This window comes from Leptospiraceae bacterium, from assembly GCA_015075105.1.
Taxonomy (GTDB): domain Bacteria; phylum Spirochaetota; class Leptospiria; order Leptospirales; family Leptospiraceae; genus JABWCC01.
This window is the reverse complement of record JABTUZ010000002.1, coordinates 470,993-496,549: the sequence shown is the minus strand read 5'-3', so window position 1 is coordinate 496,549 and position 25,557 is coordinate 470,993. Positions and strand designations below refer to the sequence as shown.

22 protein-coding genes are annotated in these 25,557 nt (G+C 32.6%); 8 read left to right on the top strand and 14 right to left on the bottom strand.

Annotated elements, in window-relative coordinates:
- Window positions 1-5: 5 nt before the first annotated feature.
- The 9 genes from dusB to HS129_12265 all read right to left on the bottom strand — a co-directional run bounded on the left by dusB (window position 6) and on the right by HS129_12265 (window position 11,581).
- Complete coding sequence (gene dusB, locus HS129_12305) at window positions 6-1,016, bottom strand: tRNA dihydrouridine synthase DusB (protein MBE7412820.1); 1,011 nt, start codon at window positions 1,014-1,016, stop codon at window positions 6-8.
- Entirely contained in the window at window positions 1,009-3,519 is a 2,511-nt protein-coding gene (gyrA, locus tag HS129_12300) for a DNA gyrase subunit A (GenBank protein ID MBE7412819.1), read from the bottom strand. Before gyrA ends, dusB begins: the two co-directional genes overlap by 8 nt.
- Before the next feature lie 9 nt (window positions 3,520-3,528).
- Window positions 3,529-5,439: a DNA topoisomerase (ATP-hydrolyzing) subunit B gene (gene gyrB, locus HS129_12295; GenBank protein MBE7412818.1), complete on the bottom strand. Its 1,911-nt coding sequence runs from the start codon at window positions 5,437-5,439 to the stop codon at window positions 3,529-3,531.
- Window positions 5,440-5,494: 55 nt separating this feature from the next.
- Complete coding sequence (locus HS129_12290) at window positions 5,495-5,863, bottom strand: DUF721 domain-containing protein (protein MBE7412817.1); 369 nt, start codon at window positions 5,861-5,863, stop codon at window positions 5,495-5,497.
- Between the two features lies 1 nt (window position 5,864).
- Window positions 5,865-6,956, bottom strand: coding sequence for a DNA replication/repair protein RecF (recF, locus tag HS129_12285; protein MBE7412816.1), 1,092 nt, complete (start codon window positions 6,954-6,956; stop codon window positions 5,865-5,867).
- Window positions 6,956-8,068, bottom strand: coding sequence for a DNA polymerase III subunit beta (gene dnaN / locus HS129_12280; GenBank protein ID MBE7412815.1), 1,113 nt, complete (start codon window positions 8,066-8,068; stop codon window positions 6,956-6,958). Before dnaN ends, recF begins: the two co-directional genes overlap by 1 nt.
- Before the next feature lie 213 nt (window positions 8,069-8,281).
- On the bottom strand, window positions 8,282-9,592 hold the full coding sequence (gene dnaA / locus HS129_12275; GenBank protein MBE7412814.1) for a chromosomal replication initiator protein DnaA: 1,311 nt from the start codon (window positions 9,590-9,592) through the stop codon (window positions 8,282-8,284).
- 126 nt (window positions 9,593-9,718) lie between these two features.
- On the bottom strand, window positions 9,719-10,648 hold the full coding sequence (locus HS129_12270) for a hypothetical protein (protein MBE7412813.1): 930 nt from the start codon (window positions 10,646-10,648) through the stop codon (window positions 9,719-9,721).
- Between the two features lie 9 nt (window positions 10,649-10,657).
- Window positions 10,658-11,581: a branched-chain amino acid transaminase gene (locus tag HS129_12265; GenBank protein MBE7412812.1), complete on the bottom strand. Its 924-nt coding sequence runs from the start codon at window positions 11,579-11,581 to the stop codon at window positions 10,658-10,660.
- Between the two features lie 113 nt (window positions 11,582-11,694).
- Here HS129_12265 and mnmG point away from each other — a divergent pair, with 113 nt between their 5' ends.
- Window positions 11,695-13,602: a tRNA uridine-5-carboxymethylaminomethyl(34) synthesis enzyme MnmG gene (gene mnmG / locus HS129_12260; protein ID MBE7412811.1), complete on the top strand. Its 1,908-nt coding sequence runs from the start codon at window positions 11,695-11,697 to the stop codon at window positions 13,600-13,602.
- On the opposite strand, the gene HS129_12255 is transcribed toward mnmG, so the two are convergent.
- The gene (locus tag HS129_12255; GenBank protein ID MBE7412810.1) at window positions 13,599-14,363 is read right to left on the bottom strand and encodes a hypothetical protein; all 765 of its coding nucleotides are present in this window, start codon (window positions 14,361-14,363) and stop codon (window positions 13,599-13,601) included. The genes mnmG and HS129_12255 overlap by 4 nt on opposite strands.
- 220 nt (window positions 14,364-14,583) lie before the next feature.
- On the opposite strand from HS129_12255, the gene HS129_12250 reads away from it, so the two are divergent.
- The 3 genes from HS129_12250 to HS129_12240 are packed head-to-tail and all read left to right on the top strand — an operon-like array spanning window position 14,584 to window position 16,958.
- Entirely contained in the window at window positions 14,584-15,333 is a 750-nt protein-coding gene (locus tag HS129_12250; GenBank protein MBE7412809.1) for a class I SAM-dependent methyltransferase, read from the top strand.
- Window positions 15,311-16,072 carry a ParA family protein gene (locus HS129_12245; protein ID MBE7412808.1) on the top strand — a complete coding sequence of 254 codons (762 nt, stop codon included), beginning with the start codon at window positions 15,311-15,313 and terminating at the stop codon, window positions 16,070-16,072. The genes HS129_12250 and HS129_12245 overlap by 23 nt, the downstream gene beginning before the upstream one ends.
- 10 nt (window positions 16,073-16,082) lie before the next feature.
- The gene (locus tag HS129_12240) at window positions 16,083-16,958 is read left to right on the top strand and encodes a ParB/RepB/Spo0J family partition protein (GenBank protein ID MBE7412807.1); all 876 of its coding nucleotides are present in this window, start codon (window positions 16,083-16,085) and stop codon (window positions 16,956-16,958) included.
- Between the two features lie 30 nt (window positions 16,959-16,988).
- Here the strand turns inward: HS129_12240 and HS129_12235 are convergent, their stop codons facing one another.
- Genes HS129_12235 through HS129_12225 form a run of 3 tightly spaced genes read right to left on the bottom strand, consistent with a single transcriptional unit; the run spans window position 16,989 to window position 18,780 of the window.
- Window positions 16,989-17,459, bottom strand: coding sequence for a DUF327 family protein (locus tag HS129_12235; GenBank protein ID MBE7412806.1), 471 nt, complete (start codon window positions 17,457-17,459; stop codon window positions 16,989-16,991).
- On the bottom strand, window positions 17,456-17,800 hold the full coding sequence (locus HS129_12230; GenBank protein MBE7412805.1) for a polymer-forming cytoskeletal protein: 345 nt from the start codon (window positions 17,798-17,800) through the stop codon (window positions 17,456-17,458). Before HS129_12230 ends, HS129_12235 begins: the two co-directional genes overlap by 4 nt.
- Window positions 17,797-18,780 carry a M23 family metallopeptidase gene (locus HS129_12225; GenBank protein ID MBE7412804.1) on the bottom strand — a complete coding sequence of 328 codons (984 nt, stop codon included), beginning with the start codon at window positions 18,778-18,780 and terminating at the stop codon, window positions 17,797-17,799. Before HS129_12225 ends, HS129_12230 begins: the two co-directional genes overlap by 4 nt.
- Window positions 18,781-18,906: 126 nt before the next feature.
- On the opposite strand from HS129_12225, the gene HS129_12220 reads away from it, so the two are divergent.
- The 3 genes from HS129_12220 to HS129_12210 all read left to right on the top strand — a co-directional run bounded on the left by HS129_12220 (window position 18,907) and on the right by HS129_12210 (window position 22,176).
- Window positions 18,907-19,704: a TatD family hydrolase gene (locus HS129_12220; protein MBE7412803.1), complete on the top strand. Its 798-nt coding sequence runs from the start codon at window positions 18,907-18,909 to the stop codon at window positions 19,702-19,704.
- Window positions 19,705-20,955 (top strand): serine--tRNA ligase, encoded by a 1,251-nt coding sequence (gene serS, locus HS129_12215; protein ID MBE7412802.1) that lies wholly within the window; start codon window positions 19,705-19,707, stop codon window positions 20,953-20,955.
- 267 nt (window positions 20,956-21,222) lie between these two features.
- Window positions 21,223-22,176, top strand: a complete 954-nt coding sequence (locus HS129_12210) for an MBL fold metallo-hydrolase (protein MBE7412801.1) — start codon at window positions 21,223-21,225, stop codon at window positions 22,174-22,176.
- A gap of 55 nt (window positions 22,177-22,231) precedes the next feature.
- On the opposite strand, the gene HS129_12205 is transcribed toward HS129_12210, so the two are convergent.
- Window positions 22,232-23,692, bottom strand: a complete 1,461-nt coding sequence (locus HS129_12205; GenBank protein MBE7412800.1) for an alpha-amylase — start codon at window positions 23,690-23,692, stop codon at window positions 22,232-22,234.
- A 29-nt stretch (window positions 23,693-23,721) separates the two neighbouring features.
- On the opposite strand from HS129_12205, the gene HS129_12200 reads away from it, so the two are divergent.
- Window positions 23,722-25,533: an ABC transporter substrate-binding protein gene (locus tag HS129_12200; GenBank protein ID MBE7412799.1), complete on the top strand. Its 1,812-nt coding sequence runs from the start codon at window positions 23,722-23,724 to the stop codon at window positions 25,531-25,533.
- Window positions 25,534-25,557 lie beyond the last annotated feature (24 nt).

Genomic DNA, 25,557 nt, shown 5'->3' with positions numbered 1-25,557 from the left:
GATTTCTAAGAAAAAGTGCAAGCTACTTCTTTTGTATTTGTAAAATTTTTTTGAGGCTCTACAATATCTGTATCGTATTCGTTTAATAGTATATAAAAATCTTTTAAATCAGTTACTGTTACTAATTTATCGCGTAGATCTGCAATTCCAAAAAAACCACGTAAGTATTTTGATACATGTTTACGAAATAAAATCAAACCTTGTCTTTCACCGTAAAATCCTAACATCAGTTTTAAATGTCGGTATATACCTTCACGAATTTCTGAAAATTTCAAGTTAGATTTTTCAATTCCTTTAAAAATCCACGGATTTCCAATAGCTGCTCTACCAATAAGAACTGCGTCCACTCCGGTTTCATTTATACGATCTTTGGCTTCTTTGTATGTCTGAATATCTCCGTTACCAAAAATAGGAACTTTTGCAAATGATTTAATTTCAGCTATAGCATTCCAATCTGCCTTCCCTGTATATCCCATTGACTTTGTTCTGCCGTGGACAGAAATTGCTTTCACGCCTGACTCTTCCAAGGCAGTGACAACTTCTTTGTAATTCAAACTTTTGTGATCCCAACCTAATCGAATTTTTGCTGTAATCGGTAATTTTACATTTTTAGACAATGACTCAATAATTTTTCCTGCATACGCGGGATTCTTCAATAGCCCTGCACCTGAACCTTTGTGTGCAACCTTTGTTACTGAGCAACCCATATTCAAATCAATAACATCAGGATTTAAATCTTCTATAATTTTTGCCGCTTCAGTAATAACATCTAATTTATTTCCAAATATTTGAAAAAATATTGGTCGTTCACTTTCTTGAAAACGAAACAAGTCTATTGATTTTTTTGAACCTCTGCTGATCCCGTCTGTGCTTACAAATTCAGTAAAAGAAAAAGCCGATCCGAATTCTCTGGTAATTTGCCTGTAAGGACTATCTGAAAAACCCGCCATGGGAGACAAAATTATATCTCCTTGAATTTTCACATTCCCTACGTGAATAGTTTTTTTTTCACTCATTTTCTCTTTCGGAAATGATCGCAAAATCTTGAGCTTTATCGTCTTCTTTGATATTAACCACTCTAACCCCAACAGTTGCTCGACCTACTTTTGAGATTTCAGATGCATTTACACGAATCACCATTCCAGAAACAGCTATTATAATAACTTCGTCTTCTTGACTCACACTAACTACCCCAACTGCAGGCCCGTTTTTTTCTGTTATTTTCAAATAGGTCATCCCTTTTCCGCCTCTACCTTTTGCGGAAAATTCTGAATAGTCCATTCTCTTTCCATACCCATTTTCTGTGATCACAAGTAAGTCTGATTTTTCATCAACAATTGTAACTCCAACCAATATATCATTTTCAGCTAAACGCATTCCTGTAACACCAGTAGCAGTTCTTCCTTGACTTCTCAATTTTGAAAGGTTTGTTCTTAATGCTAATCCGTTTTTACTTGCGAAAACTACATCTTCTTCAGGCTTAATTAATTTTACATCAATGAGCCCATCGTCTTTTCTAAGACCGATTGCAATAATTCCGGATTTTTTTGCGTTTGAAAATTCTTTTAAGGCACACTTTTTTATTATTCCTTTTCTTGTAACCATAAGAAGTGAATCTTCATTGAATTCTTTAAATGTACACAAAGACGAAATGATTTCATCTTGATTTAAAGACAATATTGCTTTCAAAGATTTTCCCCTTGCTTCTTTTGAACCGATAGGCAATTCAAAAACTTTCATTATAAACGCACGCCCTTTGTTCGAGAAAAGCATAACTGTTTCATGGGTTGAAGCAATTCTAATTATTTTTATTACATCGTCTCTTTTAGCAGAGCCTCCGGCTCCTTGCACACCCTTCCCACCTCTCTTTTGCCTTTTAAAAGTATCCAAAGGAAGTCTCTTGATAAATTGATCTTGTGATAATTGAATTACAACTTCTTCGTCAGCAATTAAATCTTCCGCATCAAAGGAAGAACTTTCTACGCTCTCTAAACTAATTTCTGTTTTTCGGTTTGTTCCATATTTTTGACTAACTTCTCCAAGCTCAGTGCAAACTATATCATCTATTCTTTTTGGTGTAGCCAAAATATCTTTTAGATCTATAATTAATGCACGAATTTGCTCCAACTCATCAATGATTTTTTTAACTTCTAAAGAAGTTAAACGTTGCAAACGCATTTCTAAAATAGCATCTGTTTGAATTTCAGTTAGAAGAAATTTCTCCATCAAGGATACTTTTGCTTCGGGAGGATTTTTTGAAGAGCGTATTGTTTTAATTACTTCATCAATATTATCAAGAGCTATTTTAAGCCCTTCTAAAATATGAGCACGTTCTTCTGCTTTTCTTAAATCAAAAGTCGTTCTTCTTCTTACAACTTCATTTCGATGCTTTGCGAATTCGAGAAGAATTTCTTTTAGATTAAAAATTTTAGGTTTATTATTAAGTATCGCAAGCATAATAATCCCAAAACTAACCTGAAGTTGAGTTAATTTAAATAATTGGTTTAGTATAACTTGAGCATTTGCATCTTTTTTTATAAGTATCTCTATACGAATTCCTTTTCGATTTGATAAATCTAATATTTCAGAAATTCCTTCGATAGTTTTTTCATTTACTAATTCTCCGATCTTCTCAAGTAAATTTTTCTTGTTTACCTGATAGGGAATTTCGGTAATTACAATACACTCTCTTCCTTTATCTTTTTGCTCAATGTCAACTTTTGAGCGAATTCTGATCGATCCTTTTCCGGTAGTATATGCAGAAATTAATCCTTCACCACCAATCACAGTCGCAGATGTAGGAAAATCCGGGCCAGGAATTATTTTCATTAATTCTTTAATTGATATTTCTGGATTTTTGATTACTTCAACTACTGCTGCAATACATTCCTTTAAGTTATGAGGTGGGATATTCGTAGCCATCCCTACTGCAATCCCCGATGATCCATTCACCAAAAGATTTGGAAAATTTGCCGGTAAAACATCGGGTTGTTGTTTTGTATCATCAAAATTTGGCGAGAAATTTACAGTTTCTTTATCAATGTCTCTGAGTAGTTCTTCTGCAACTTTTGTAAGCTTTGCTTCTGTGTAACGATAGGCGGCAGCGTTATCTCCATCTATAGATCCAAAATTTCCTTGACCGTCAATGAGTGGAACTCGTAAAGAAAAATCTTGAACCATCCTAACCAAAGTATCATAAACCGCAAAGTCACCGTGTGGATGATAATTACCGATCACCTCTCCCACTATTTTAGCAGATTTTACATAAGGACGATCTGACCTCCAAGCTCTTTCGTTCATAGCGTGTAAAATTCTACGATGAACAGGTTTTAAACCATCACGAATATCAGGTAAGGCTCGACCAACAATCACACTCATCGCATATCCAAGATATGCTTCCTTCATCTGATCTTCAACTTCTACACGAATAACACGAACACCATTTTTAATAGCTTCGCTTATATCCGGCCGAGAGGAGGTGCTTAGTGTTAGTGTTGATACTTCTTTTTCGTCTTCCATGTTTGCCATTTATAAATCCAGATTCATCACTTTTGATGCGTTCATTTCGATAAATTTTCTTCTTGGTAAAACATCATCACCCATCAAAATATTAAAAGTTTCTTCAGCCTCTATAAAATCATCTACTCTTATTTGCAAAACAACTCTTGCCTTTGGATCCATAGTGGTTTCCCATAACTGTTCAGGGTTCATTTCTCCAAGACCCTTATATCTTTGAATAACATATTTAGAGTCCTTCCCTATTTTTTGAACAATTTCATCTTTTTCTTTATCGGAATAAACATAAACAGATTCTTTTCCGTAACGAATCAAATACAAAGGAGGCTGTGCTACATATAAAAATCCTTTTTCTATAATTTGTCTCATGTATCTAAAAAAGAAAGTTAGGAGTAATGTCCTGATATGAGAGCCATCCACATCTGCGTCGGTCATAATAATAATTTTATGATAGCGAATTTTTTCTATATTGAATTCGTCATCGCCAATTCCCGTGCCCATGGCAGATATTAAAGTTCGAATTTCTTCGTTTGACAATATTTTATCGAGGCGTGCTTTTTCTACGTTTAGAATTTTTCCTTTCAACGGTAAGATAGCTTGAGTATTTCTGTCTCTGCCCTGTTTTGCAGAGCCACCAGCCGAGTCCCCCTCTACAAGATACAATTCACACTCTACCGGATTTTTTTCAGAACAATCTGCCAATTTACCCGGAAGTCCACCACCTTCCAATACCGTTTTTCTTCTTGTTAAATCTCTTGCTTTTCTTGCGGCTTCTCTTGCTTTTGCGGCTAATATACATTTTTCAATAATCTTTCTTGCAGTTTGAGGGTTTTCTTCAAAATACAAACTTAATCCCTCGGAAACTAAAGTCTGCACTAACCCTTTTACTTCTGCGTTTACTAATTTTTCTTTTGTTTGTGAATTGAATTGAGGTTGTGGAATTTTTACAGAAATAACAGAAGTCAATCCTTCTCTTACATCATCACCAGAAACTCCTGTAGAAAACTTTTTCGATAGCGTTGTATCTTTTTTTAAAAAATCATTTAACGTTCTTGTTAGTGCAGCTCGAAATCCTTCGAGATGTGTTCCACCTAATGGATTATTTATATTATTTGTAAAACAAAAAATATTTTCTGTAAATGTGTCAGAATACTGTACGGCAATTTCTAAGTGAACAGATTCTTTATCTTTTTCAAAATGAATCACATCATTATGGAGGGGATGTTTTTTTTCATTTAACATCTGCACAAACGATACAATCCCCCCATTGTACTGAAATGTATTTTTGTGAACTTCTTCTTTACGAATGTCTTCTATTTTTAAAATAAGCCCTTTGTTTAAGAATGCCATTTCCCGAAATCGGGAAGATAAAATATCATACTGGTATTCTGTAGTAGTAAAAATATTTGAATCTGCTTTAAACCGAACTGTCGTACCGGTTTTAGATGTCTCACCTATTACTTCTACCGGCTTCTCTGGAATTCCTGTTAAATATTTCTGATAGTGAATTTTCCCGTTTTGATGAACTTCAATTTCCAACCATTCGGAAAGCGCATTCACAACGCTAACCCCTACACCATGTAGACCACCGGAAACTTTGTACGCATCATTTTCAAATTTTCCACCTGCATGAAGAATCGTAAGCACCACTTCGATAGTGGATATTTTTTTATCAGGATGGATTCCAACAGGAATCCCTCTTCCGTTATCTATAATTTCAATTATATTATTTTTTAAAATGCGTATTACAATTTCAGTACAAAATCCTGCCATTGCTTCATCGACTGAATTATCTACAACCTCATATACTAACTTGTGTAGCCCTGTCTCATCTTGTGTGCCAATATACATTCCAGGTCTTTTTCTGACTGCTTCTAGACCTTCTAGAATTTTGATTTTTTCTACGCCATAGTTATCGCTCATTTTCTATATAACTCTTATCAATTTAAACTTTTGAGATTAGGCTTTTCTGTGCAAGTTATTTAACTGTTTTATTCACAGGTTTCTCTTTTTTTATCTGATGTTTATATTTTAAACCTATAAAAGAAGTATTAAATATAATTTTCTCTAAGACAGTTTGATTAAAAAGTGAATTAATTTCATTAATAATTTTTTCATTTAGAAAACTTACCTCTTGTTTATAGGCAGGGTGCGATGACACAATAGTTAATTTTTTTCTAGAATATTTTTCAGGATAAACATTTTTTTCTAAAATCGGTCCTACAATATCCTTCCATTTTTGTAGAATTTTTTCTAAAACGATTCTATCAAAAATATCATCATTTTCTATTTTATTCTTTTCGATTATTTCTAACAATTCTGATATATTGACTTTTTTTAAAGACATTTTATTCTACTTCTAAAATTTTATTATTTTGAATACAATAAACTTGTCTGTTTGGAAATATATTCACATAATCATTAATCCCGTCTAAATCTGTTGTCGTAAAAAAAGTTTGCTCAGATTCAGAAATTATTTCAATAAATAGTTTTCTTCTTTTTAAATCCAATTCACGAATAACGTCATCTATTAATAGAATTGGAGAAACTCCTGTTTTTGTTTTTAAATATTTAAACGCAGCAAATTTTAGGGCAAGAACTGTGCTTCTCTTTTGTCCTTGTGATCCAAATTCTAAAATATCCTTTTCCTTAAAACCTATGAAAATATCATCTCTATGAATTCCTACTGAGGTAAATCCTATTTTCTTATCGCGAGGATATCTTTCTTTTAAACGATTCATGAAATCATCTTGATTTTTTATATTTGGTTTGTAATATAAACTAAACTTGTCTATGTCTCCACTAATTTTTATAATATTTTTTTCGTAATAATTTTTTAATATTTCTATCTGCTCTTCTCTAATTTTTTGTATCTGACTACCTTTGTTTACTAATTGTTCATCCCATATTTTAATTAGCTTTTCATTATTTTCTTTTTGTCGAAGTAAAGCATTTCTTTGTTTTAAGATTTTATTGTATTCGAGTAAAGACTGCATATAAAATTTATCTGCCATAGAGATAAAACTATCTACATATCTTCTTCTTTCAATCGGTCCATCTTCTATAATTCGGATATCAGAAGGCGAAAAAATAACAGAGAGAATTTCTCCAATAAGCTCTGATCTTTTTTTAACAAGAACTCCATCTATTTTAATTTTTCTTTTTGTAATAGGTTCTTTTTCATAACCAATTTCGATTTTAATATTTTTTTTTTCTTTAAAACTTCCTGATATATGAAAATATTTTTCTCCCCATTTTATAAGTTCGATTTCTTTATTATTTCTAAAACTTTTTGCATAAGAAAAAAAACCGATTGCTTCTATTAAATTCGTTTTTCCTTTTCCATTTTCACCAATTATAAAAATTAAACCCGGGGTAAATTTATATATTATGTTTTCATAATTACGAAAATTTTTTAATCGAATTTCTTCTAAAATCATTAAAGCTTCATTGGCATTATAATTGCTATGAATTCTTCATCACTTGGATCACGGAATATAACAGGAGAATTAGGATTTGAAAATTCTATTATAAACTCTGTATCGTCTAACGCACGCACTACATCAGTTAAATAATCTCCTTTAAAACCAATCGTAACTTTTTCTCCATTGTATTCGATATTTAAACCAACATCGCTATCGGTAGTCCCGGAAGAAGAAGAAAACATCATCAGTATATTATTGTTGAATTCCATTTTTATTTGTCTTGTCGGTTCTTCTGCAGCAACAATTGCTTGTTGAAGAGCTATTTGGAACTTATCTTTATTAATTTTTACTAAATGAGTTGTATTTTTAGGAATCACTTGCTCGTAATCAGGAAATTTCCCGTCTATAGTTTTACATAATAATTCTGTTTCACCGATTGCTATATACACCTGGTTTTCAAAAAAACCTATTTTCCCGATTTCAGAAGTATCAATCATTTTTAAAATTTCTTTTACTGCTTTATGCGGAATAATTGCACCTTTTTCAAATGGTATTTCTTCGGGTAAGCTCCTATCTATTTTAGCTAATCTTCTGCCATCGGTACCGATAAAGGAAACCCTTTTTCCTTTTGATGTTAAAAATAATCCATTGAAAACAAATCTTGAATCTTCTTGTGCAACAGAATACGATGTTTTTCTAATCATTTCACGAAAAGTAAAACAAGGAAAATTAATAGTTTGTTTTTTATCAACAGAAGAGAAAGTTTTAGTGTCTTCACCTTCAAAAGAATTAATTTTCGTAGAATAAATATTTTTTTTATCGGCATCCGTTATTTTAATAGCGTTTGATTCAGAATCATCTTCAAGTAAAGAATTTTCAAAATTTATATAACGAATAATGTCGTTTAATTTTTTAGCTGGAAGAGATGTAGAGCCTTCTTCTATAATTTCAGCTACACAAGATGTTTTTATGGAAATCTCTAAATCAGTAGAAGATAGATAAATTTTATCTTTGTGTGCATCAATTTTTATATTAGATAAAATTGATTTTATTTCTCTGGAAGAAATTACTCCATCTACCGCTTTAATTGATTTTAATAAATCATTTGTTTTTACTTTAAATTTCATTTTATTACCTTTTTTATTATTATTACCAATGTATATATGTTAATTACTTAAAATAGCCTTATTTTTAATGGAATATGTCTCTTTGCTTTTTTGAAAATAACTTTTTACTTTCTATACAAATTTTTATAAAAGAGACACATAATATAGTATTATGTCTTATATACAAAAAATTTATAGGATATTTTTGAGTTATTTACATTTTATTTACATATATTATTTGAATTCGATTTCGCTTTGAATTTTTTTTAGAATTATTGAAAACTCTGGATTAGAATTTGATAGTAATTTTACGTGTTTTATCGCGTGGATCACTGCAGTATGTTTAATTTGGAATATTCTTCCGATTACAGTTTTGTTTAAACCAGACAATTCATTTAGAAAATACATACAGACATGTCTTGGTTGAATAAATTCAGCTTTTCTGCTTTTACTTAAAATATCTTTTTTATTTTGAGAAAAGAAAGAACAAACAATATCAATAATCCGATCATTGCTAATTTCTATTTTGTTTCTGTAGGATATTCTGCTATCTATGATTTCTTTAATTTTTTCATCGTCGAGAAGCATTATATTGTAAGTTTTTTTGTATAAGAAAAGATCGTTTAATGCACCAAGTAGAGACCTTGTATCTTTTATAATTTTTTCAGCAATAAAAGAGAGTGTATTTTCAGAAAGATTCAAATTTAAAGAATCAGAGTGTTTTTTAAGTATTTTATATCTCACATCGTAGGAAGGAGCTTTTATATCCACTTGGACTCCTGTAACAAACCTTGACTTCAGCCTATCATGAATTGGCAACTCGTGACTTGGTCTGTCCGACGCTATAATAATCTGTCTTCTTCGGTCATAGAAATGATTGAATAAAGAAAAAAATTGTTCTTGGGTTTTCTCTGCACCACTATTAAGATTTTGTATATCATCTACAATCAGAGTGTTGTAAGATTGATACTTAATCTTAAAACTTTCCATTGTAGTTCTATTTTGTACTGCATATTGAAATTCAAACATAAAAGAAAGTATATCAATGTATTTTACGGTTGTCCAAGGTTGTTCTTTTTTTAGCGAAGAGCCGATTGAGTGCAAAAGATGAGTTTTTCCGACTCCGTACTCTCCGAAAATGTATAAAGGATTTAAAACCCCGGGTCGATTTCCTACTTCTTTTGCTGCGGAAAATGCAAATTGGTTTGTTTCGCCTACGATAAAACTTTCAAATGTGTAGTCTGGATTAAACGAAAAATTATCATCAGAATATTTTTCTTCAACAATAGTTTTCAACTCTGCCGGTGTATCTAATAAAATCTCAACCTTGAATCGATTTCCTTTTATTGAAAAGATAGCATTTTCTATAAAGTGTTGATATTTTTTTTCGACGTGATTTTTTATTTGAAGAGAAGGGGCTTTTATGCTGCACTTATCTTCATTGAATCCTATTAGAGTCAAGGGAGCAATAAAAGGTTCAAAATAAGCCGGGGGAATGTTTTTGGAAATTTCTTTTTGAATATTTTCCCAAATAAAATTTTCCAAATAATATCTCCTCTAAATGGTAAGTGCTAATTAGCCATGAAAAAAAAAATCATATAGTACTCAAAAGAATTCTTAAAAATTAAAAAAAAATAGTAAAATGGTTATGTCTCTTTACCTGAAAAGAAATTATGCAATATCAAAAAATAACTTGCTGATTAAATAAGGGTCTAAACCGGGAATTTTTTTATGCAGATTTTTTTTAAATTCAAACACTTTTAAAATCTTATCTAAGTTTTTATCTATGTCTTCTTTGGCTAAATCATCTATAATTAATAAACTAATTAAATCCAAAAAATCAGAATAAGAAAATTCTCCTTCGTATTCTTTCGGTATATCGTAATTTCGTATCCAGTTTTCTAATTGTATTCTTAATACAGGTTGACGAATATTTTCTTCTACTTCATATTTTACGGATTCAATTATTTCAAAAGGAATTGAAAAGCAACCAATACTTCCCCCGAAAAAATTTTCATAAACTAAACCTTTTGCCCTATGCAATTCCCTATTTGTTTGAATAGATAAATTTTTAAATGGAATACAAACTCCCCGACTTACGATTGTTTCTTTCAGTTCGTTTAGATTTTTTACGATGAAGATATATTTGGTATGAGAAGGAGATTCTTCTAAAATCTTTAACATGGCGGATTCAGCTTCATCTTCTATGAGAGAGGCATCCGGAAAAAGAACTATTCTATATTTTGAAAGATGGGGTATGAAATTAATTCTGGTTTTTTGAAGCCATCGAATCGTAAATTCTACCGGATTTTTTGGATCCCCTATTTTGATTTTTTTGTCACTTGTGGAAGGAAATACGATAAAATCCGGATGTAGTCCGGTATTGAAAGATTTGCAGGACTTGCAGATTCCACAAGAAGTTCCGGTAAAGCACAATAGTTGTCTTGAAAATCTATCTGCCATAGATTCTTTTCCTACTGAACTGGGCCCATGAAAAATTAGTAATGGTGGAATTTTAACCGGGTCGGTTAAATAGCTTTTTAGAAAATGTACTGCTTTTTCTTGACCGACTATATCGTGCAATAGATAGGAATTTTCCATGCTTATCAATCAGTAAACAGGTGTTAGCCATTTTTTATAGTTTTGATTTTTATTTGTTAAAATCGCAAAATAAAATTTTTGCAGTTTTTCGGTTATTTTTCCTATACTTCCGTTTCCTATAGCCCGCTTGTCGATTTCTTTAATCCAAGCTAATTGAACCCCTGTTCCCGAAAAAAATACTTCATCGGCAATATATAGCTCACTTCGAGTAATATCTCGTATTTGAAAAGGTATTTCTAAATCTTTGGCTATTTCTAAAATAGATCGTCTTGTGATGCCTTCTAAAATAGAAGAGGTGATCGGGGGGGTAATGAGTGTGTTTTCTCTTACAATAAAAATATTTTCAGCAGACCCTTCTGAAACAAATCCCCTATTATCTAAAAATATAGCTTCATCGCAGCCGCTTTGGACTGCCTCTGACTTTGCCAGTGCAGAGTTTACATATCCACCGGATGCTTTTGATAAAGTGGGGATAGTATTATCGTCGATTCTTCTCCAACTGGAGACCATTGTTTTTAATCCATTTTTAGTATCTAAGTAATCGTTGAGTTGTAGGATATAAATTGCTAAATCTGCTTTTACATCATGGAATCTTGGGGATAGCTGCAATGCAGACGTATATACAAAAGGGCGAATGTAGATATTTTCTTTATAGCCGGACTCTTTAACCAAACGTAAAGTGATTTTCATAAGCTCATCTACGGTAGAAGAGAACTGTAATTGCATGATTTTTATTGAATTGAAAATTCTTTGAAAATGATCTTTGATTCTAAAAATAAAAACATTGTCGGACTCTGAATCATAGTAACCCCTAATTCCACCAAATACAGTTGTGCCGTACTGGAGAGCATGGGTTTGTATGCTAATCTTTGCCTCATCAGACGGTACAATTTTTCCTTGAAAATATGCGAGATTTTTTATATTAGTATTCATTCTTGAGACCTCTTGAAGTATATAATTCTAAAAGTAAAAAATTATAGAATTACTAATCCACAGGAAAATTGAGCTTAGTAATATTTCAATGAGAATAATAATGAACGATAAAAATGCTTTCTGAAAAATACAATTATAAAGAAAAATTCGATTGTATAGTTGTTGGTGGGGGTCACGCAGGCTCTGAAGCAGCATATCTTTGTGCAAAGGGGGGCTTGAGTACTCTTTTGATTACTTTAAACTTAGATACTATCGGTCAAATGAGTTGCAACCCGGCCATTGGAGGAATTGCAAAAGGACATTTAGTAAGAGAGGTAGATGCACTTGGTGGGATCATGGGGCGCACAATTGATGATACCGGAATTCACTTTAAGATGCTAAACACTTCAAAAGGCCCCTCAGTGTGGGCACCGAGAGCACAAGCAGACAAAAAAGAATACCAGTTTAAAGTAAAACACACTTTAGAGAAAACCAAAAATTTATCAATTCGCCAGGACTCTGTTGAGGAAATAATAATTTCTAATTCTGAAATTAAAGGAGTGATTACAGGAAGAGGTTTTGAATTTCAAACGAATTACTTAATCCTTACTACTGGAACTTTTTTGCGAAGCCTTATTCATATCGGAAAATTTCAAAAGCCTGCTGGAAGAATGGGGGATGAATCTGTGGAAGGTTTGTCGCATTCCCTTTTAAAACTCGGCTTTCGTCTAAGTAGGTTGAAAACCGGCACACCTCCAAGAATTGATAGAAAGACTATTGATTTTACGGATATGGAGATTCAGGAAGGAGATTTGAACCCTACTCCTTTTTCTTTTTCCAACCAATCGATTACACGAAAACAGATTGCCTGTTATATTACTTATACCAATTTAGAAACCCATAAAATTATTCGAGATAATCTTGAATTATCTCCAATGTATTCCGGGCAAATTCAGTCTATTGGTCCAAGGTATTGTCCTTCGATTGAAGATAAAATAGTTAGATTTTCGGAAAGAGAAAGACATCAGCTTTTTTTAGAGCCGGAAGGTTACGAGACCGGCGAGATTTATGTAAATGGAATATCCACAAGTCTTCCTGAAGAAGTTCAATGGAAATTAGTAAGGTCGATAAAAGGAATGGAAAAAGCCGAGATCATGAAGCCCGGCTACGCTGTAGAATATGATTATGTTGATCCTACTGAGCTATACCCGTCACTTGAAACAAAAAAAGTAAAAGGACTTTTTCATGCAGGACAAATCAATGGTACTACTGGTTACGAAGAAGCAGCAGCTCAAGGAGTGGTCGCTGCCTACAATGTAATTCGTTCTTTTAGAAAAGATTCTCCATTGCATTTTTCTAGAAGCGAATCTTATATCGGTGTATTGATAGATGATTTGGTTTATAAAGGTGTAGAGGATCCATACAGAATGTTTACGAGTAGAGCTGAGTATAGACTTATTCTACGTCAAGACAATGCAGATAAAAGACTAATGCAGTATGGAAAAGAAATCGGTCTAATCGAGAATTCTGTGTATGAATCCATGGAGAAAAAGTATTTTGTTATAGAGCAAGTTAAGAAAGAAATTCAAAGAGAGAATCTTAAACCATCTGAGCCATTAAGAGACCTTCTGGAATCTAAAGGTATTTCATCTGTAAAATTCGGAACTGATTTGATTTCTTTTATTAAAAGACCGGAAATTAAATTAAAAGATTGCAAGGAAATCATCAGTGCTCTAAAAAATCTCGATTCAAAAGATATAGAAGTTTTGGAAATGGAGATCAAATACGAAGGATATATAAAAAGAGAATTAGATTCTATTGAATTTAGAAAAAAGAATCTTGAGATTTCCATTCCAGAGTCATTTGACTATTCTAAGATTATTGGTTTAAAAAAAGAAGCCATCCAAAAATTAACCAAACACAAGCCCGTGACCTTAGAAAAAGCAAGTCAAATATCCGGTGTAGATCCATCGGATATCGACATTTTGCTTTATACTCTTGCATTGAAAAAAACAAAGAAAGAGAAACTATCTGAAATTTAATTCGGGTTGTTTTGAAGGATACTATTTTGTTTGTAAATAAGATGATGGGTCTTTAAAAGACTCCATTTCTCGCCTTGTTTCACGTGAAACGAAAAACTGTCTAATTTTCCGAGCCCGTTATAAGACAATTTATTTAGCCGAATTTGATTTCCTTGTAAGTTTTCCCTTTGTTGAAGTTTTCCGTTTTTATCGTAGGTGTATTTTACCTCAGCAGTTAGTTTTTTGTTATCATCAAAAATAGATTGGTTATAAACATTTGGTAGCTTTTCGTCTTTTTTGATCGCAAAGGATTCTGTTTCTTTATTTTCGGCCCAAACAGTTTCAGCTTCAGTTACCAATCCGTTAGAAAAAGAGTGAATTTTTGATTTTACCAATAACTTACCTTCTCCAGAATATAAGTCTATTTCTGTTAAATCCCCATTAGAGTTATACTTGTATTTTCTTTTTTCTTTTAGAACTTTTTCTGAATTGTAAAGCTCTTCCGCAACGACTTTGTTTTTCTCGTAAATAAAAATTGTTTCGCCATCGGATTTCCCGTCTTTGTCGGAATATTTTTCTTTTACGAGTTTTCCTTCTGAATCGTAATCGTATTCAGCAATATAGGTAACTTTCCCTTCTGTATTTCTTACGATTTCTTTAACCGGCCCATTTTTTTCATAGCCTAATACATACCGATCCATGTGAGACCATTTTCCAGGCGTTAAAGAAAAAAGATTTCCTGTAATGAAGAAAAGCGATCCAATTAGTAATAAATATTTCATTTTCTATTCTCCTGAATAAAGTGAAAGTTGCTCAATATAAATTAGATAGTTCTATACTCAATAAAATCTTAGTCGATGAGACTAAATCTATTAATATTTGCCTATCTATTATTTTTTTCGGAAAAAAACAAAAAATCTTAACTCTATAAAACTCGAATAAAAAATATTTTAGTGGTGATTTTTATTGCAGAAGAAAAAGATTTTAGAATATTAAAAATGAATGATAGTGAAAACGGATCTAATACTACAAAGATTATCTGAATTGTTTCCTGAAGAAAAAAATGAAATTGAAACAAAATTTGATTTTAATAAAATTTTGAAATTTTACGAATTCTTGCAAAAAGAAAACCTTCGGGGGGGATTTTTCTCAAAAAAAGATACTGAAAATATTTTAGAAAGGCATTTGATTGAATCCATTTACCACGTTTACAGAATTGTGAAGGAAGTCTCTGTTTCACGTGAAACAAAATTGGCAGATGTCGGGACGGGCCCTGGTTTACCGGGTTTTTTATTTTATTGTTTATTGGAATTTCCCAAGGTTACTCTGATAGATTCTCAAAGAAGAAAACTCAGTTTATTGGAGAAATTTGCAAAAGAGGAAAAATTTTCAGAAATACAATTTATTTATAGTCGTGCAGAGGAGAAGGTGTGCAAGAAATTCGACATAATCGTAACGAGGTCTGTGGTGTCTTATCCATGGTCGGCTGAAGTTTGCATAAACTTATTAAATGAAAACGGGTATTTTATTCCTTTTTTAGGAAAATTTATACAAAAAAAAGAAGATGAAATTTATTTAGAAAATCTTGGGCTAAATTTTAAAAAGGTGGTTAGGCTGAGTGCTTTAGGCTTTCTTGGGGAGAGGCATTTAATATTCTTGAAAAAGACCGCAAAAATAAAACAAGGTTACCCGCGAAGCTGGAAATCTATTAAAGAGGAAATGAGACATAATGGGGAAGATAATCTCAATTAGCAACCAAAAGGGTGGGGTCGGTAAAACTACGACTGCAATCAATTTATCAACTTGCTTAGCCAACCTTGGCAAGAAAGTTCTTTTGGTTGATATGGATCCGCAAGGAAATTCAGGATCAGGTTTTGGTTTAAACGCAAACGAGCTGGAGCAAACTTCTTATGAAGTGCTACTTGGAGAATTGTCTGTAAAAAATGCAATTCAAAAGACCGGGATAGAAAATCTGTTTATCATTCCTTCCAATATTAATTTAAGTGGAATTGAAGTTGATCTATTGAACAAAGAAAATAAAGAGATGAAGCTTAAATCTTCTATAGCTGAAGTTCGCGGGGATTATGATTTTATTTTAATTGATTGTCCTCCTTCGTTGGGGGTTCTTACATTGAATGCTTTGTGTGCCGCTGATTCAGTGATGATAACTTTACAGACAGAATATTTTGCTTTAGAAGGATTGTCTCAATTGATGAAGGTGATTTTTTTGGTTCAACAAGAATTAAATCCTTCTCTTTTATTGGAAGGAGTACTGCTTACAATGTATGATAAGCGAACGAATCTTGCTAATCAGGTTTCAGAGGATGTTACTAAATATTTTAAAGAAAAAGTATTTAAAACTATTATTCCGAGAAATATTAAATTGAGTGAAGCTCCATCTTTTGGTAAACCAATCACGCTCTATGATCCAGAAGGAATCGGTTCACAAAGTTATAAAAATTTAGCAAAAGAAATTATCGCCAGAGTGTAAGAGGGAAAAAATGGCAAAGCAAAGCGTATTGGGTAGAGGGTTAGAGAATCTAATTCCTGTAAACTCAAAAGGAAAAACTATTGAAAGTGATTCTTCGGGAAATTTAAAAGAAATAAAAATTTCAGAAATTGTCTTAAACCCGACCCAACCGAGAAAGACATTCTCTGAAGAATCAATAAAAGAGCTTTCTGAAACTATTAAAACCCACGGTGTGATCCAACCAATTGTAGTTAAAAAAATCGAAAATGGTTATCAATTGATTTCTGGAGAAAGAAGACTAAAAGCGTGTAATTTGGCGGGTTTTATAAAAATTCCTGTCGTAGTAAAAAATTATTCTGATTTAGAAATTATGGAAGCAGCCATTATCGAAAACATTCAAAGAGAGAATTTGAATCCTGTAGATGAAGCCTTGGCTTATCAAGCACTAATAGAAAAATCTTCGATGAAGATAAGCGACCTTGCACAAAGAGTGGGAAAAAATAGAACTACTATTTCTAATCTTTTAAGAATTCTACAATTGCCTGAATTAGTGTTAAAGTACATCAAAGAAGGAAAATTAACAGAAGGGCACGCACGCCCTCTACTGTCTATTGGCGACAAACAGAAGATCGAAAGGGTAGCGGAAGAAATATTTAAAAAAGGTATGTCTGTCAGAAGTGTAGAAGATTATATTTTCAAACTATTAGAAAAAGGCGAAAATAAAATTAAGCCAAGAAAAAATAGTGAGCCTTCGTTGCTTCAGGCAGAATCAAAAATCAGAAATAAATTGTCTGCGCGTGTGTCCATGTCTCACAACGAAAAAACAGGAAAAGGTAAAATAATAATTAATTATACGAGTGTAGATGAGTTTGAAAGAATTTTGAGCAACATGGGAATCAGGTTATGATTTCTAAAGCGACTATTTTTAATAGGCGTATTACTTACTAATATCAAACAACAATCCGCGAATTTTTTCTATTTGTTTTAGTGCAATGAACGCAGAATTATTTTTACTTATCATGGTTGTTGCAAGTAAGTGAATATTTTCATCTATGATTTTTACTGTGTGTAGTAATTTCATATCTGTTTCGCCTCTCCTTTTTGCAAGTACGAACTTGGTATTTTTCTGTATTATAAGTTGGATAATTTTTCTAACAATAGATTTGTATTCTTCTAAATTATGTATTGTAGGTGAGTCTATGAAATTTTTTTCTCTTTCGGGTAATTCTCTCCAGAGAGTGTTTAATTCTGCAGTATTTTCATTGGATTGTGGCGCGATAGATTCAAGTACTGCAAGAAATCCATTTTCTTTTTCTGCGATAGAGCCAAAAGAAGAGTTTCCTTCAACAAGAGTTTTTCTTTGTTTATCTCTAAAATTAGTTTTTTCTGTAAGTACGGGTGATATCACGATACAGGACTTATCGTGCATTTGCCTTGAAAGTTTACACCTTCTTCAATGATGAGCCGAGGGGTCACTACATCCCCCCTTAATCGGCAAGTTGACAATAGGATGACTCTTTCAGAGGCATAAATATTCCCGGTAATTTCTCCACCGGCAACAATTACACGAGCTTTTATATCTGTATCGACAAATCCAGTTTTTCCGATTAGAACTTTTCCGTCTGTAACTATGAGTCCTTTAAAATTGCCGTCGATTCGAATTAGACCACTTAGGCGAAACTCTCCTGTGAAACTTGCACCCTCACCAATTATACTATTGACTACAAAATTTTCGGTTTCTTCTATCATTTTTCTTGAATTTGGTTTAAGAATGAATATGGGTTAAGAGGCTGAGTCCCTACGTGAACTTCATAATGCAAATAGTAGAGTGGATTTTGGCTGGATTTTCCGACAAAACCAATCAGGTCATTTTTTGAAACTTGTTGTCCTTTTTTAACTTGAATGCGATCTAAATTTGAATATATTGTTTTCCAACCAAACTTGTGAGATATTTTTATTATATAGCCGGTTTTGTCAGAATAGGAAGTTTCATAAACTACACCCGGAGCGGTTGCTACTACTTCTGCACCTGAAAATGAGCCTATATCAATACCGGAATTATTTATTTCTCTTCCGGTAATTTGAGAAAAATAAGTTCCAAACGGATTTAGTAAATATCCGCGAGTCGGCCATAGAGAAGGAGTATGTTTGATAATACTTTTTCTTTTTTTTACCATTTTAATAATTTCTTGAGTTAGCTCACTGGATACTTTTAAATTGTGAACGTCAGATTTTAATTTATAAGTTTCAGAATTGATATCAGTTTGCGGGTTTATAAAATCTAACTTATCATTTCCACCTGTTCCCTTTGAAACTTTTGTAGGATCTCCACCTAATTTAATATACAAGTTAGAAATTTTTTGATAATAGTAGCCGATGATTTCGTGCAGTGAGCTTAATTCAGATTTCATTTTTGATGATTGCCTTATGAAATCTTTGTTTGATAATTTTAGCTCACTAATTTCGTGTATTGTCCCGCTATGATTCAATACATTGATCGCACTTATTATCATCAGAAAAATTACACAGACAATAAATATAGTGATTGATTTGTAGGAAATGTGGAGATTTACACTTTTTTTTTCGGTATGAGGAATGATCATAATTGTCAGTCTCTCTTTCCCTTTTTTGTTTAACTCATTTGTATATGCAGAGAGTCGTAATTTCCATTCCTGAAATTTGTACCGAATTCGGTAGAATGTTAAGCGTGAGTATGCCTTGAAATCCAAATTTATGTCTCTTTTTTAATAATTTTTTAAATTATTACATAAACTATATCCAGAATAGATTTGCAATTTAACGTCAAGAAATAAAACCGTCAAAAGGATAACCATTCTAATTCCAAATTAAACCAAATGCCTAATCTTATAGATACACATTGTCACTTAGATATTATCGAAGAAAACGGGCAAAGCATTAAAGATTCTGTTGAAAAATCTACCTTAGCAGGTGTTTCAAAAATAGTTCAAATAGGAATTGATTACAAAACCTCGGTGCGAGCAGATAATATTTGTAAAGAATTCTCTACTCCAGATTTAGAAATTTTATATACAATTGGCTGTCACCCTGCGTATAAAAGTAATTTTACTCAAAAAGAAGAAATTATTTGGTTGGTACAGGAAAAAAAGAACAATTTAGATTTTGTCGGAATTGGTGAAATAGGGCTTGATTTTTATCACGATAAAAATTCTATCGAAGAACAGACTCCGATTTTTGTAAGTTTTTTAGATTTGGCTTCTGATTTAAACTTGCCTGTAATTATTCATTCAAGAGAAGCAGCAGAAGCTACTTATCAAGTTTTATCTAAATATAAAATGAAGGTATTTGGTGTTATTCATTGTTTTACATATGACTATGAATATGCAAAAAAGTTTTGCGATCTGGGTTTTTATATTTCTTTTTCCGGTATAGTCGCTTTTAAAAATGCAAAAGAAATACACGAGGCAGCAAAGAAGTTACCTTTGAAATCCATATTAATAGAAACTGACTCACCATTTCTTGCTCCACCACCTTTTCGAGGAAAGAGAAATGACTCATCTAATTTGACTTATATCCTTGAAAAATTTTTTTCTCTAAGAAGTGAACCCAATACTTTAGTTGAAGAAACTATTTACGAAAACAGTCTTAAATTTATTTCACGAAAGGCTCCATAGATGTTAGATTTAATAAGAATCACAGAAAACCCTGAAGAACTCAAGAGTATGTTGAAGAGGAGAGGTTTTTCACAATTAGAAATTGTGGATAAAATCTTAGAGGTTCAAGCCAAAAAAAAATCTATTCAGACAGAAGCAGAGAGCCTTCGTTCAGAAAGAAATCGTGTTAGCAAAGAGATAGGAGTTAAAAAATCCAAAGGCGAGGATATTTCAGAAGTATCCGAGTCTATGAAGTCGGTAGGAGAAAAAATTAAATCACTCGAAGAAAAATTAGAAGTTGAGGAAATAAATTTACAAGAGTTAAATCAATCTCTACCAAATTTTCTTGATGAAGAAGTTCCAACCGGTTTTTCCGAAGAAGATAATGTTGAATTGTATAAAGTAGGAGAAAAACCAAAATTTGATTTTCCAATAAAAACACATTTTGAAATCGGAGAAGAGTTAAAAATTTTTGATTTTGAAAGAGGCGTGAAACTCTCCGGTGCTCGTGCTTACACATATTTTGGATTGGCAGCTAAATTAGAAAGAGCGCTTATGAATTTTATGCTCGATATTCATGGAAAGCATGGATACGAAGAAGTATGGGTTCCTCAAATTGTCAATGATGAATCCATGTTTACTACGGGGCAATATCCAAAATTCAAAGATGAATATTATAGAATGGAAAGAGATTCTTTGAATTTGATTCCAACCGCAGAGGTGCCTCTCACTAACTTGTACAGAGATGAAATTCTTTCAGAGGAAAGTCTGCCGATTTGCGTAACAGCACACACATCTTGCTTCAGGAGAGAAGCAGGCTCTTATGGTAGGGACACTCGAGGTCTTGTGCGCGTTCACCAGTTTCAAAAAGTTGAGCTTGTAAAATTTTGTAAACCGGAAGAATCAAAAGCTGAACATAAAAAAATGCTGGCTGATGCAGAAAATATATTAAAACTACTCGGATTGCACTATCGTGTTCTACTTCTTTGTAGCAAAGATACTTCAGGCTCTTCTTCTAAAACTTATGATTTAGAAGTTTGGATGCCCGGATTAAATCGTTATATGGAAATTTCATCAGTGTCTAATTTTAAAGATTTTCAATCCAGAAGAGGGAAGATTCGATATAAGTCAAAAACAGGAAAAAATATTTTAGTTCACACTGTAAATGGTTCAGGGCTTGCTATTGGACGAACTCTTGCAGCAATAGTGGAAAATTTTCAACAGAAAGAAGGCAATTTTAAGATCCCGGAAATATTGAATAAATATTTATGACCCCTGTAAAAAAGCTGATTGTGAAAATTATTATAGTGATCATTTTTTTATAGATGGGTATTAAAATTTTGGTATTTTTGGTTGAAAATAGATTTTTTTTGGATGCACTATTTATCTATTTGAATTTAGAATTCATTCTTTTAATTTTGTAATATTTAGAATGTATCTGCAATAAACCGATACTATTTATGCGTATATAAAATTTATAAAGAGTAAAGTGTGCTTTTTTTTGACATAATAATAAGGACTTTTTGATAACAATTAATAATGGAAATTAAACTATACGGAGTCAGAGGCTCTCTTCCAACACCATTAAGTCCAGATTTGTATAAATTAGCAATCTCCAATGTTCTCGAAAGAGCGTATTCTGAGTGGAAACAGAATTCAGAAAATTTTTCTGTTCAGAAGTTTTTGGAAAATTGTCATATTTCTGAAAGCTCTCTTATTGGAGGGAACACTACTTGTGTTTATGTTGAGTCTTCTTCGGGAGATAAGGTTATATTGGATTGTGGAACAGGGATACGCTCTTTAGGAAACGATTTGTTGAAGGGTGGAATAACCGATGATAAAAAAAATTTGAATATACTTATAACTCACACTCATTGGGATCATATTCAAGGATGGCCGTTTTTTAAACTTGGTTATGTACCAGGAGTAAATATTAATTTTCATTCGACTATTGCAAATTTAAAAGAAAGAATGGACAGGCAACAACATCAAGAAAATTTTCCGATTACTTTTGATCAAATGCTTTCAACAAAATCTTTTTTTCTGGAAGAAATGAATGTTCCTTTTCAGATAGGAGATTTTGAGATTACCCCTTTTGCATTAAAACACCCTGGAGCCTGTTCGGGTTACAGGATAAAAGAAAAAGATAAAGTTTTTCTTTTTTGTACTGATGTAGAAATCGTAGAGGACGACTGCGAGTATATTGACAAATTAAAAGTTGTTACAATGAATGCAGATTTACTTATTATGGACGCACAATACAATATCGAAGAAGCTAAGGCAAAGGCAGGTTGGGGACACACCTCCGGGTATATGGTAATCAAAAGTGCCATGAAATTTAATGTAAAGAAAGTTGCCTTAACTCACCATGAGCCGGATCACACAGATGCAACTATTTATAGTTTGATGGATGAAGCAAAAAGGCAATTCTCTAAAAAAGATAAATTGCCTGAGATAGTTTTAGCTACAGAAGGAATGACTTTTCAATTATAAAAAAACCTGTCTCTGAAAAAGTTTTAGAAAATTTTGCAATAGTCATAAGTTTAAGTCATAAATTCATAACAAACCAATGAGTTTGATTTTCTCTCAATTCAAAAAAAACATCATTTTCTCTAAGTTCGGTTTTTCTTTTCATGTAAACTTGTCCGTCAACAATATCTGTGAGTTGAACCTCATCAGTTTTGTGCAATTCGATATAACTGTGAACGATTGTGGGGAGATTGAATCTTCCCTTTATTTGCGTATTGTAAGGGTTGTAGATTAATAATTCTACCTTAGGGTTAAGTTCTTTTTTTTCTAACAAGCAATAGGCTACCGTATTGGAAAATTCAATTTCGCAGTAAGAAAAAACAGTACATTTTTCTATATAGTGAATTCTATTTTTTCTAAATACAATTGCGTCTAACGCACGGTTATAAAAGTTTTGAATTTGAAGCGGAATCTCTTCTTTATCCCTTCTTCCAAGTTGAACAGGAAGTTTTTTAAACTTGCCGGTAGTTTGTCCATCGTGGTACAGAACTATTCCTTGCAAAAATGCAAGTACTCCAAAAAAGTGAATCGATTTTCCTCCAAAGGCTTCCATTGCCCTTATCTCATCATGATTTTCAATAAATCGAAGAGAGTGTCTTTGATAAGAAAGGTCGGCTTGAAGGTGAGAATAGATTTCGAGAGTGTGAGTTTTCATTCGATCGTATAGCTCTTTGTCATAAGTAAAATCAAAACCTTTTAATTGAAGTTCGTACTCCATGCCCCAGTAAACTTCTGCAATAAAAAGAAAATCTTTTTGTTTTGATTTAATTTTTTCTATTAAAGGTTTCCAATAGGGAAGTGCACGTTTACCGTGAGTTTTTTGAAAAATTTTTTCTTCTGGAAGCATTGCCATATCACATCGAACCCCATCGGATACATCAGAAATTTTTTGAATAATAGAGATATGCAGTTCTAAGACATCCGGGTTTGAAAAATCCCATTGAATAGTGTCCGTCCAGCCGTCAAAATATGGGTCTCTTCCGTGCGCAAAATATTTACCGTTTGAGTGTAGAAAGAAATTGTGGCTATAGGAAAGGTTGTCACCTTGTAGGAAATAATTTGGATTTTCAGAGATTAAAGGAGTATCCACGGCAAGGTGGTTTGGTACAAAATCCAAAATCAATTTTTTACCGAATGTGTGAATTTTTTCTCTAAATCTTTTAATTTCTTCAAAAGATGCTGCGACAAGAGGATTTGGCTCGTATAAATAAATCGCATACGGTGAGCCTACAATATCGCTATTTGTCAAGTCAGGGAGGGCTTTGTGGAATTCCTTTTGGAGTCCTTCGTGGGTATCACAGATTGCTTTTGATTTTTGACTTGGCATCCAGATTCCCATTAACCAAAGATAATCGCAGGCTTGAAATTCTTTGGACAAAAAAAACTTTTCCGGAAAAGTATCAAGAGTGCAAGAGTTTTCCTTGCAAAAAATTCTTGTATTTAATTCATAAATGAATAACTGTTCGAATTGAACTTTCATTGGAGACCCTCGTGAGAAATATTCAAAGTATTTTGTATAGCTTTATTTTTGTATTTGTTTTTTTAAACCAAATTTTCTTTCTTTCTTGTAAAGGAGAGGATACTGTCAGCTTTGATTCTAAATCAGTAGAAGATGTTGAATGGAAGGGCGACCCAAACACAATCCCCGAAAAGTTAAGAATTCAGAATCCGGTCGCATCTATGAACGCACTCAAAGGTGGAACTTTTAGAATATATAGTCATCAATTTCCTAAGTCGTTAAACTATTATAACGATCAATTTTCTACGACAGCCCAAATCTTTGGTTCTATGTATGAAACTCTCACCGCTTATCATCCTGTGACGTTAGACACGATTCCTCATATTGCAAGAGAATGGAAGGTTTCTGCCGACAAAAGAAAGTTCACATTTTATTTAGATAAGAATGCTAGATGGTCAGACGATAAGCCAATCACTGCCCATGATATTATGTTTACCTATAAAACAATTATGGATAAAAAAAATAATACGGCAGTTTTTAGAATAGGGTTGTCTCGATTTGAAGAGCCTGTGATTATAGATGATTATACGATAGAATTTACGGCAAAAACTATTCACTGGAATAATTTTCATGAGATTGCATCCGGATTTTTTATTTTACCTAAACATGCCTATGAAAATCAAGATTTTAATAAATTGAATTTTGAGTTTCCTGTTGTCTCAGGCCCATATAAACTTGCTGAGTCAAGAAAGGGACGTTATGTGAAATTGGAAAGACGAGGAGATTGGTGGCAAAGAGCCTACCCGTTTAATAAAGGGCGATACAATTTTGATAGGTTGTTGTTTAAAGTGTTTAACGAAGAGTCTATTGCATTGCAAGCTTTTAAAAAAGGAGACATGGATTTTTTTCCTGTGTATAGTGCATCTATCTGGGCAAAGGAAGCAACCGGTGAAAAGTTCGAGAAAAATTATATAGTAAAGCAAAGAATATTCAACCGAAAACCTATCGGATTTCAAGGATGGGCAATGAATACTCGTAGAGAAATATTCAAAGATAGTCGTGTTAGAAAAGCAATTAGTTATTTAATAGATCGAAAACTTTTAATAGATAAACTTGCTTTTGGAGAATACGACCCTACAAACTCCTATTATCCTGATTTTTATATAGGAGGAGAAAAACTTCCAAACGAGCCTACAGAGTTTAATTTAAAGAAAGCAAGAGAATTATTCGCAGAAGCTGGGTGGAGACCGAATTCAAAAGGTGTTTTAGAAAAAGATGGAAAAGAATTTTCTTTTACAATATTAGATCGAGACAAAAAAACTGAAAAGTATTTTACAATATTTATCGAGAAAGCCAAAGAAGTGGGAGTAAAGGCTTCAATTGAATTAACTGATCTTGCAGGCTGGAGTGCCAGAATTGATAAATACGATTTTGATATGACATGGGCAGCTTGGGGAGGAGGGGTGTTTAAAGATCCCGAACCCCAGTGGTCTTCTAAGTTTGCAGAAGAACAAGGTCAACCTAACCTACCCGGTTTAAAAATTCCAGAAGTTGATAAATTGATTGAACTCCAAAAAGGAGAATTCAATGTTCAAAAAAGAAATGATATTGTAAAGCAGATTGATCGAATTGTGTTTAAAGAGTATCCTTATGTTTTGCTTTGGCATGTAACAAACGTGAGATTACTTTATTGGCAGAGATTCGGGATGCCTTTGAATCCTCTTGGAAAATATGGAGATGAAAGTTTTGCAATGGATTATTGGTGGGTAGATCCGAAAAAAGAAGAGATTTTGAAAAAAGCAAATTTAGTGAATAAACCTATAGAAGCTGTTTCGCCTAACGTAAAGTATCAAGAAAAATAGAGGAGACACTATGTCTGATAAAAA

Bases quoted from the DNA above. Each gene is read 5' to 3' on its own strand.
- HS129_12230 (MBE7412805.1), bottom strand. From the start codon at position 17,800: ATGATAGAAGAAACCGAAAATTTTGTAGTCAATAGTATAATTGGTGAG.
- recF (MBE7412816.1), bottom strand. From the start codon at position 6,956: ATGATTTTAGAAGAAATTCGATTAAAAAATTTTCGTAATTATGAAAAC.
- HS129_12270 (MBE7412813.1), bottom strand. From the start codon at position 10,648: ATGGAAAATTCCTATCTATTGCACGATATAGTCGGTCAAGAAAAAGCA.
- gyrB (MBE7412818.1), bottom strand. From the start codon at position 5,439: ATGAGCGATAACTATGGCGTAGAAAAAATCAAAATTCTAGAAGGTCTA.
- gyrA (MBE7412819.1), bottom strand. From the start codon at position 3,519: ATGGAAGACGAAAAAGAAGTATCAACACTAACACTAAGCACCTCCTCT.
- mnmG (MBE7412811.1), top strand. From the start codon at position 11,695: ATGCTTTCTGAAAAATACAATTATAAAGAAAAATTCGATTGTATAGTT.
- HS129_12265 (MBE7412812.1), bottom strand. From the start codon at position 11,581: ATGAATACTAATATAAAAAATCTCGCATATTTTCAAGGAAAAATTGTA.
- HS129_12290 (MBE7412817.1), bottom strand. From the start codon at position 5,863: ATGTCTTTAAAAAAAGTCAATATATCAGAATTGTTAGAAATAATCGAA.
- HS129_12220 (MBE7412803.1), top strand. From the start codon at position 18,907: ATGCCTAATCTTATAGATACACATTGTCACTTAGATATTATCGAAGAA.
- dusB (MBE7412820.1), bottom strand. From the start codon at position 1,016: ATGAGTGAAAAAAAAACTATTCACGTAGGGAATGTGAAAATTCAAGGA.
- serS (MBE7412802.1), top strand. From the start codon at position 19,705: ATGTTAGATTTAATAAGAATCACAGAAAACCCTGAAGAACTCAAGAGT.
- dnaN (MBE7412815.1), bottom strand. From the start codon at position 8,068: ATGAAATTTAAAGTAAAAACAAATGATTTATTAAAATCAATTAAAGCG.
- HS129_12245 (MBE7412808.1), top strand. From the start codon at position 15,311: ATGGGGAAGATAATCTCAATTAGCAACCAAAAGGGTGGGGTCGGTAAA.
- HS129_12240 (MBE7412807.1), top strand. From the start codon at position 16,083: ATGGCAAAGCAAAGCGTATTGGGTAGAGGGTTAGAGAATCTAATTCCT.
- HS129_12205 (MBE7412800.1), bottom strand. From the start codon at position 23,692: ATGAAAGTTCAATTCGAACAGTTATTCATTTATGAATTAAATACAAGA.
- HS129_12210 (MBE7412801.1), top strand. From the start codon at position 21,223: ATGGAAATTAAACTATACGGAGTCAGAGGCTCTCTTCCAACACCATTA.
- HS129_12255 (MBE7412810.1), bottom strand. From the start codon at position 14,363: ATGAAATATTTATTACTAATTGGATCGCTTTTCTTCATTACAGGAAAT.
- HS129_12250 (MBE7412809.1), top strand. From the start codon at position 14,584: ATGATAGTGAAAACGGATCTAATACTACAAAGATTATCTGAATTGTTT.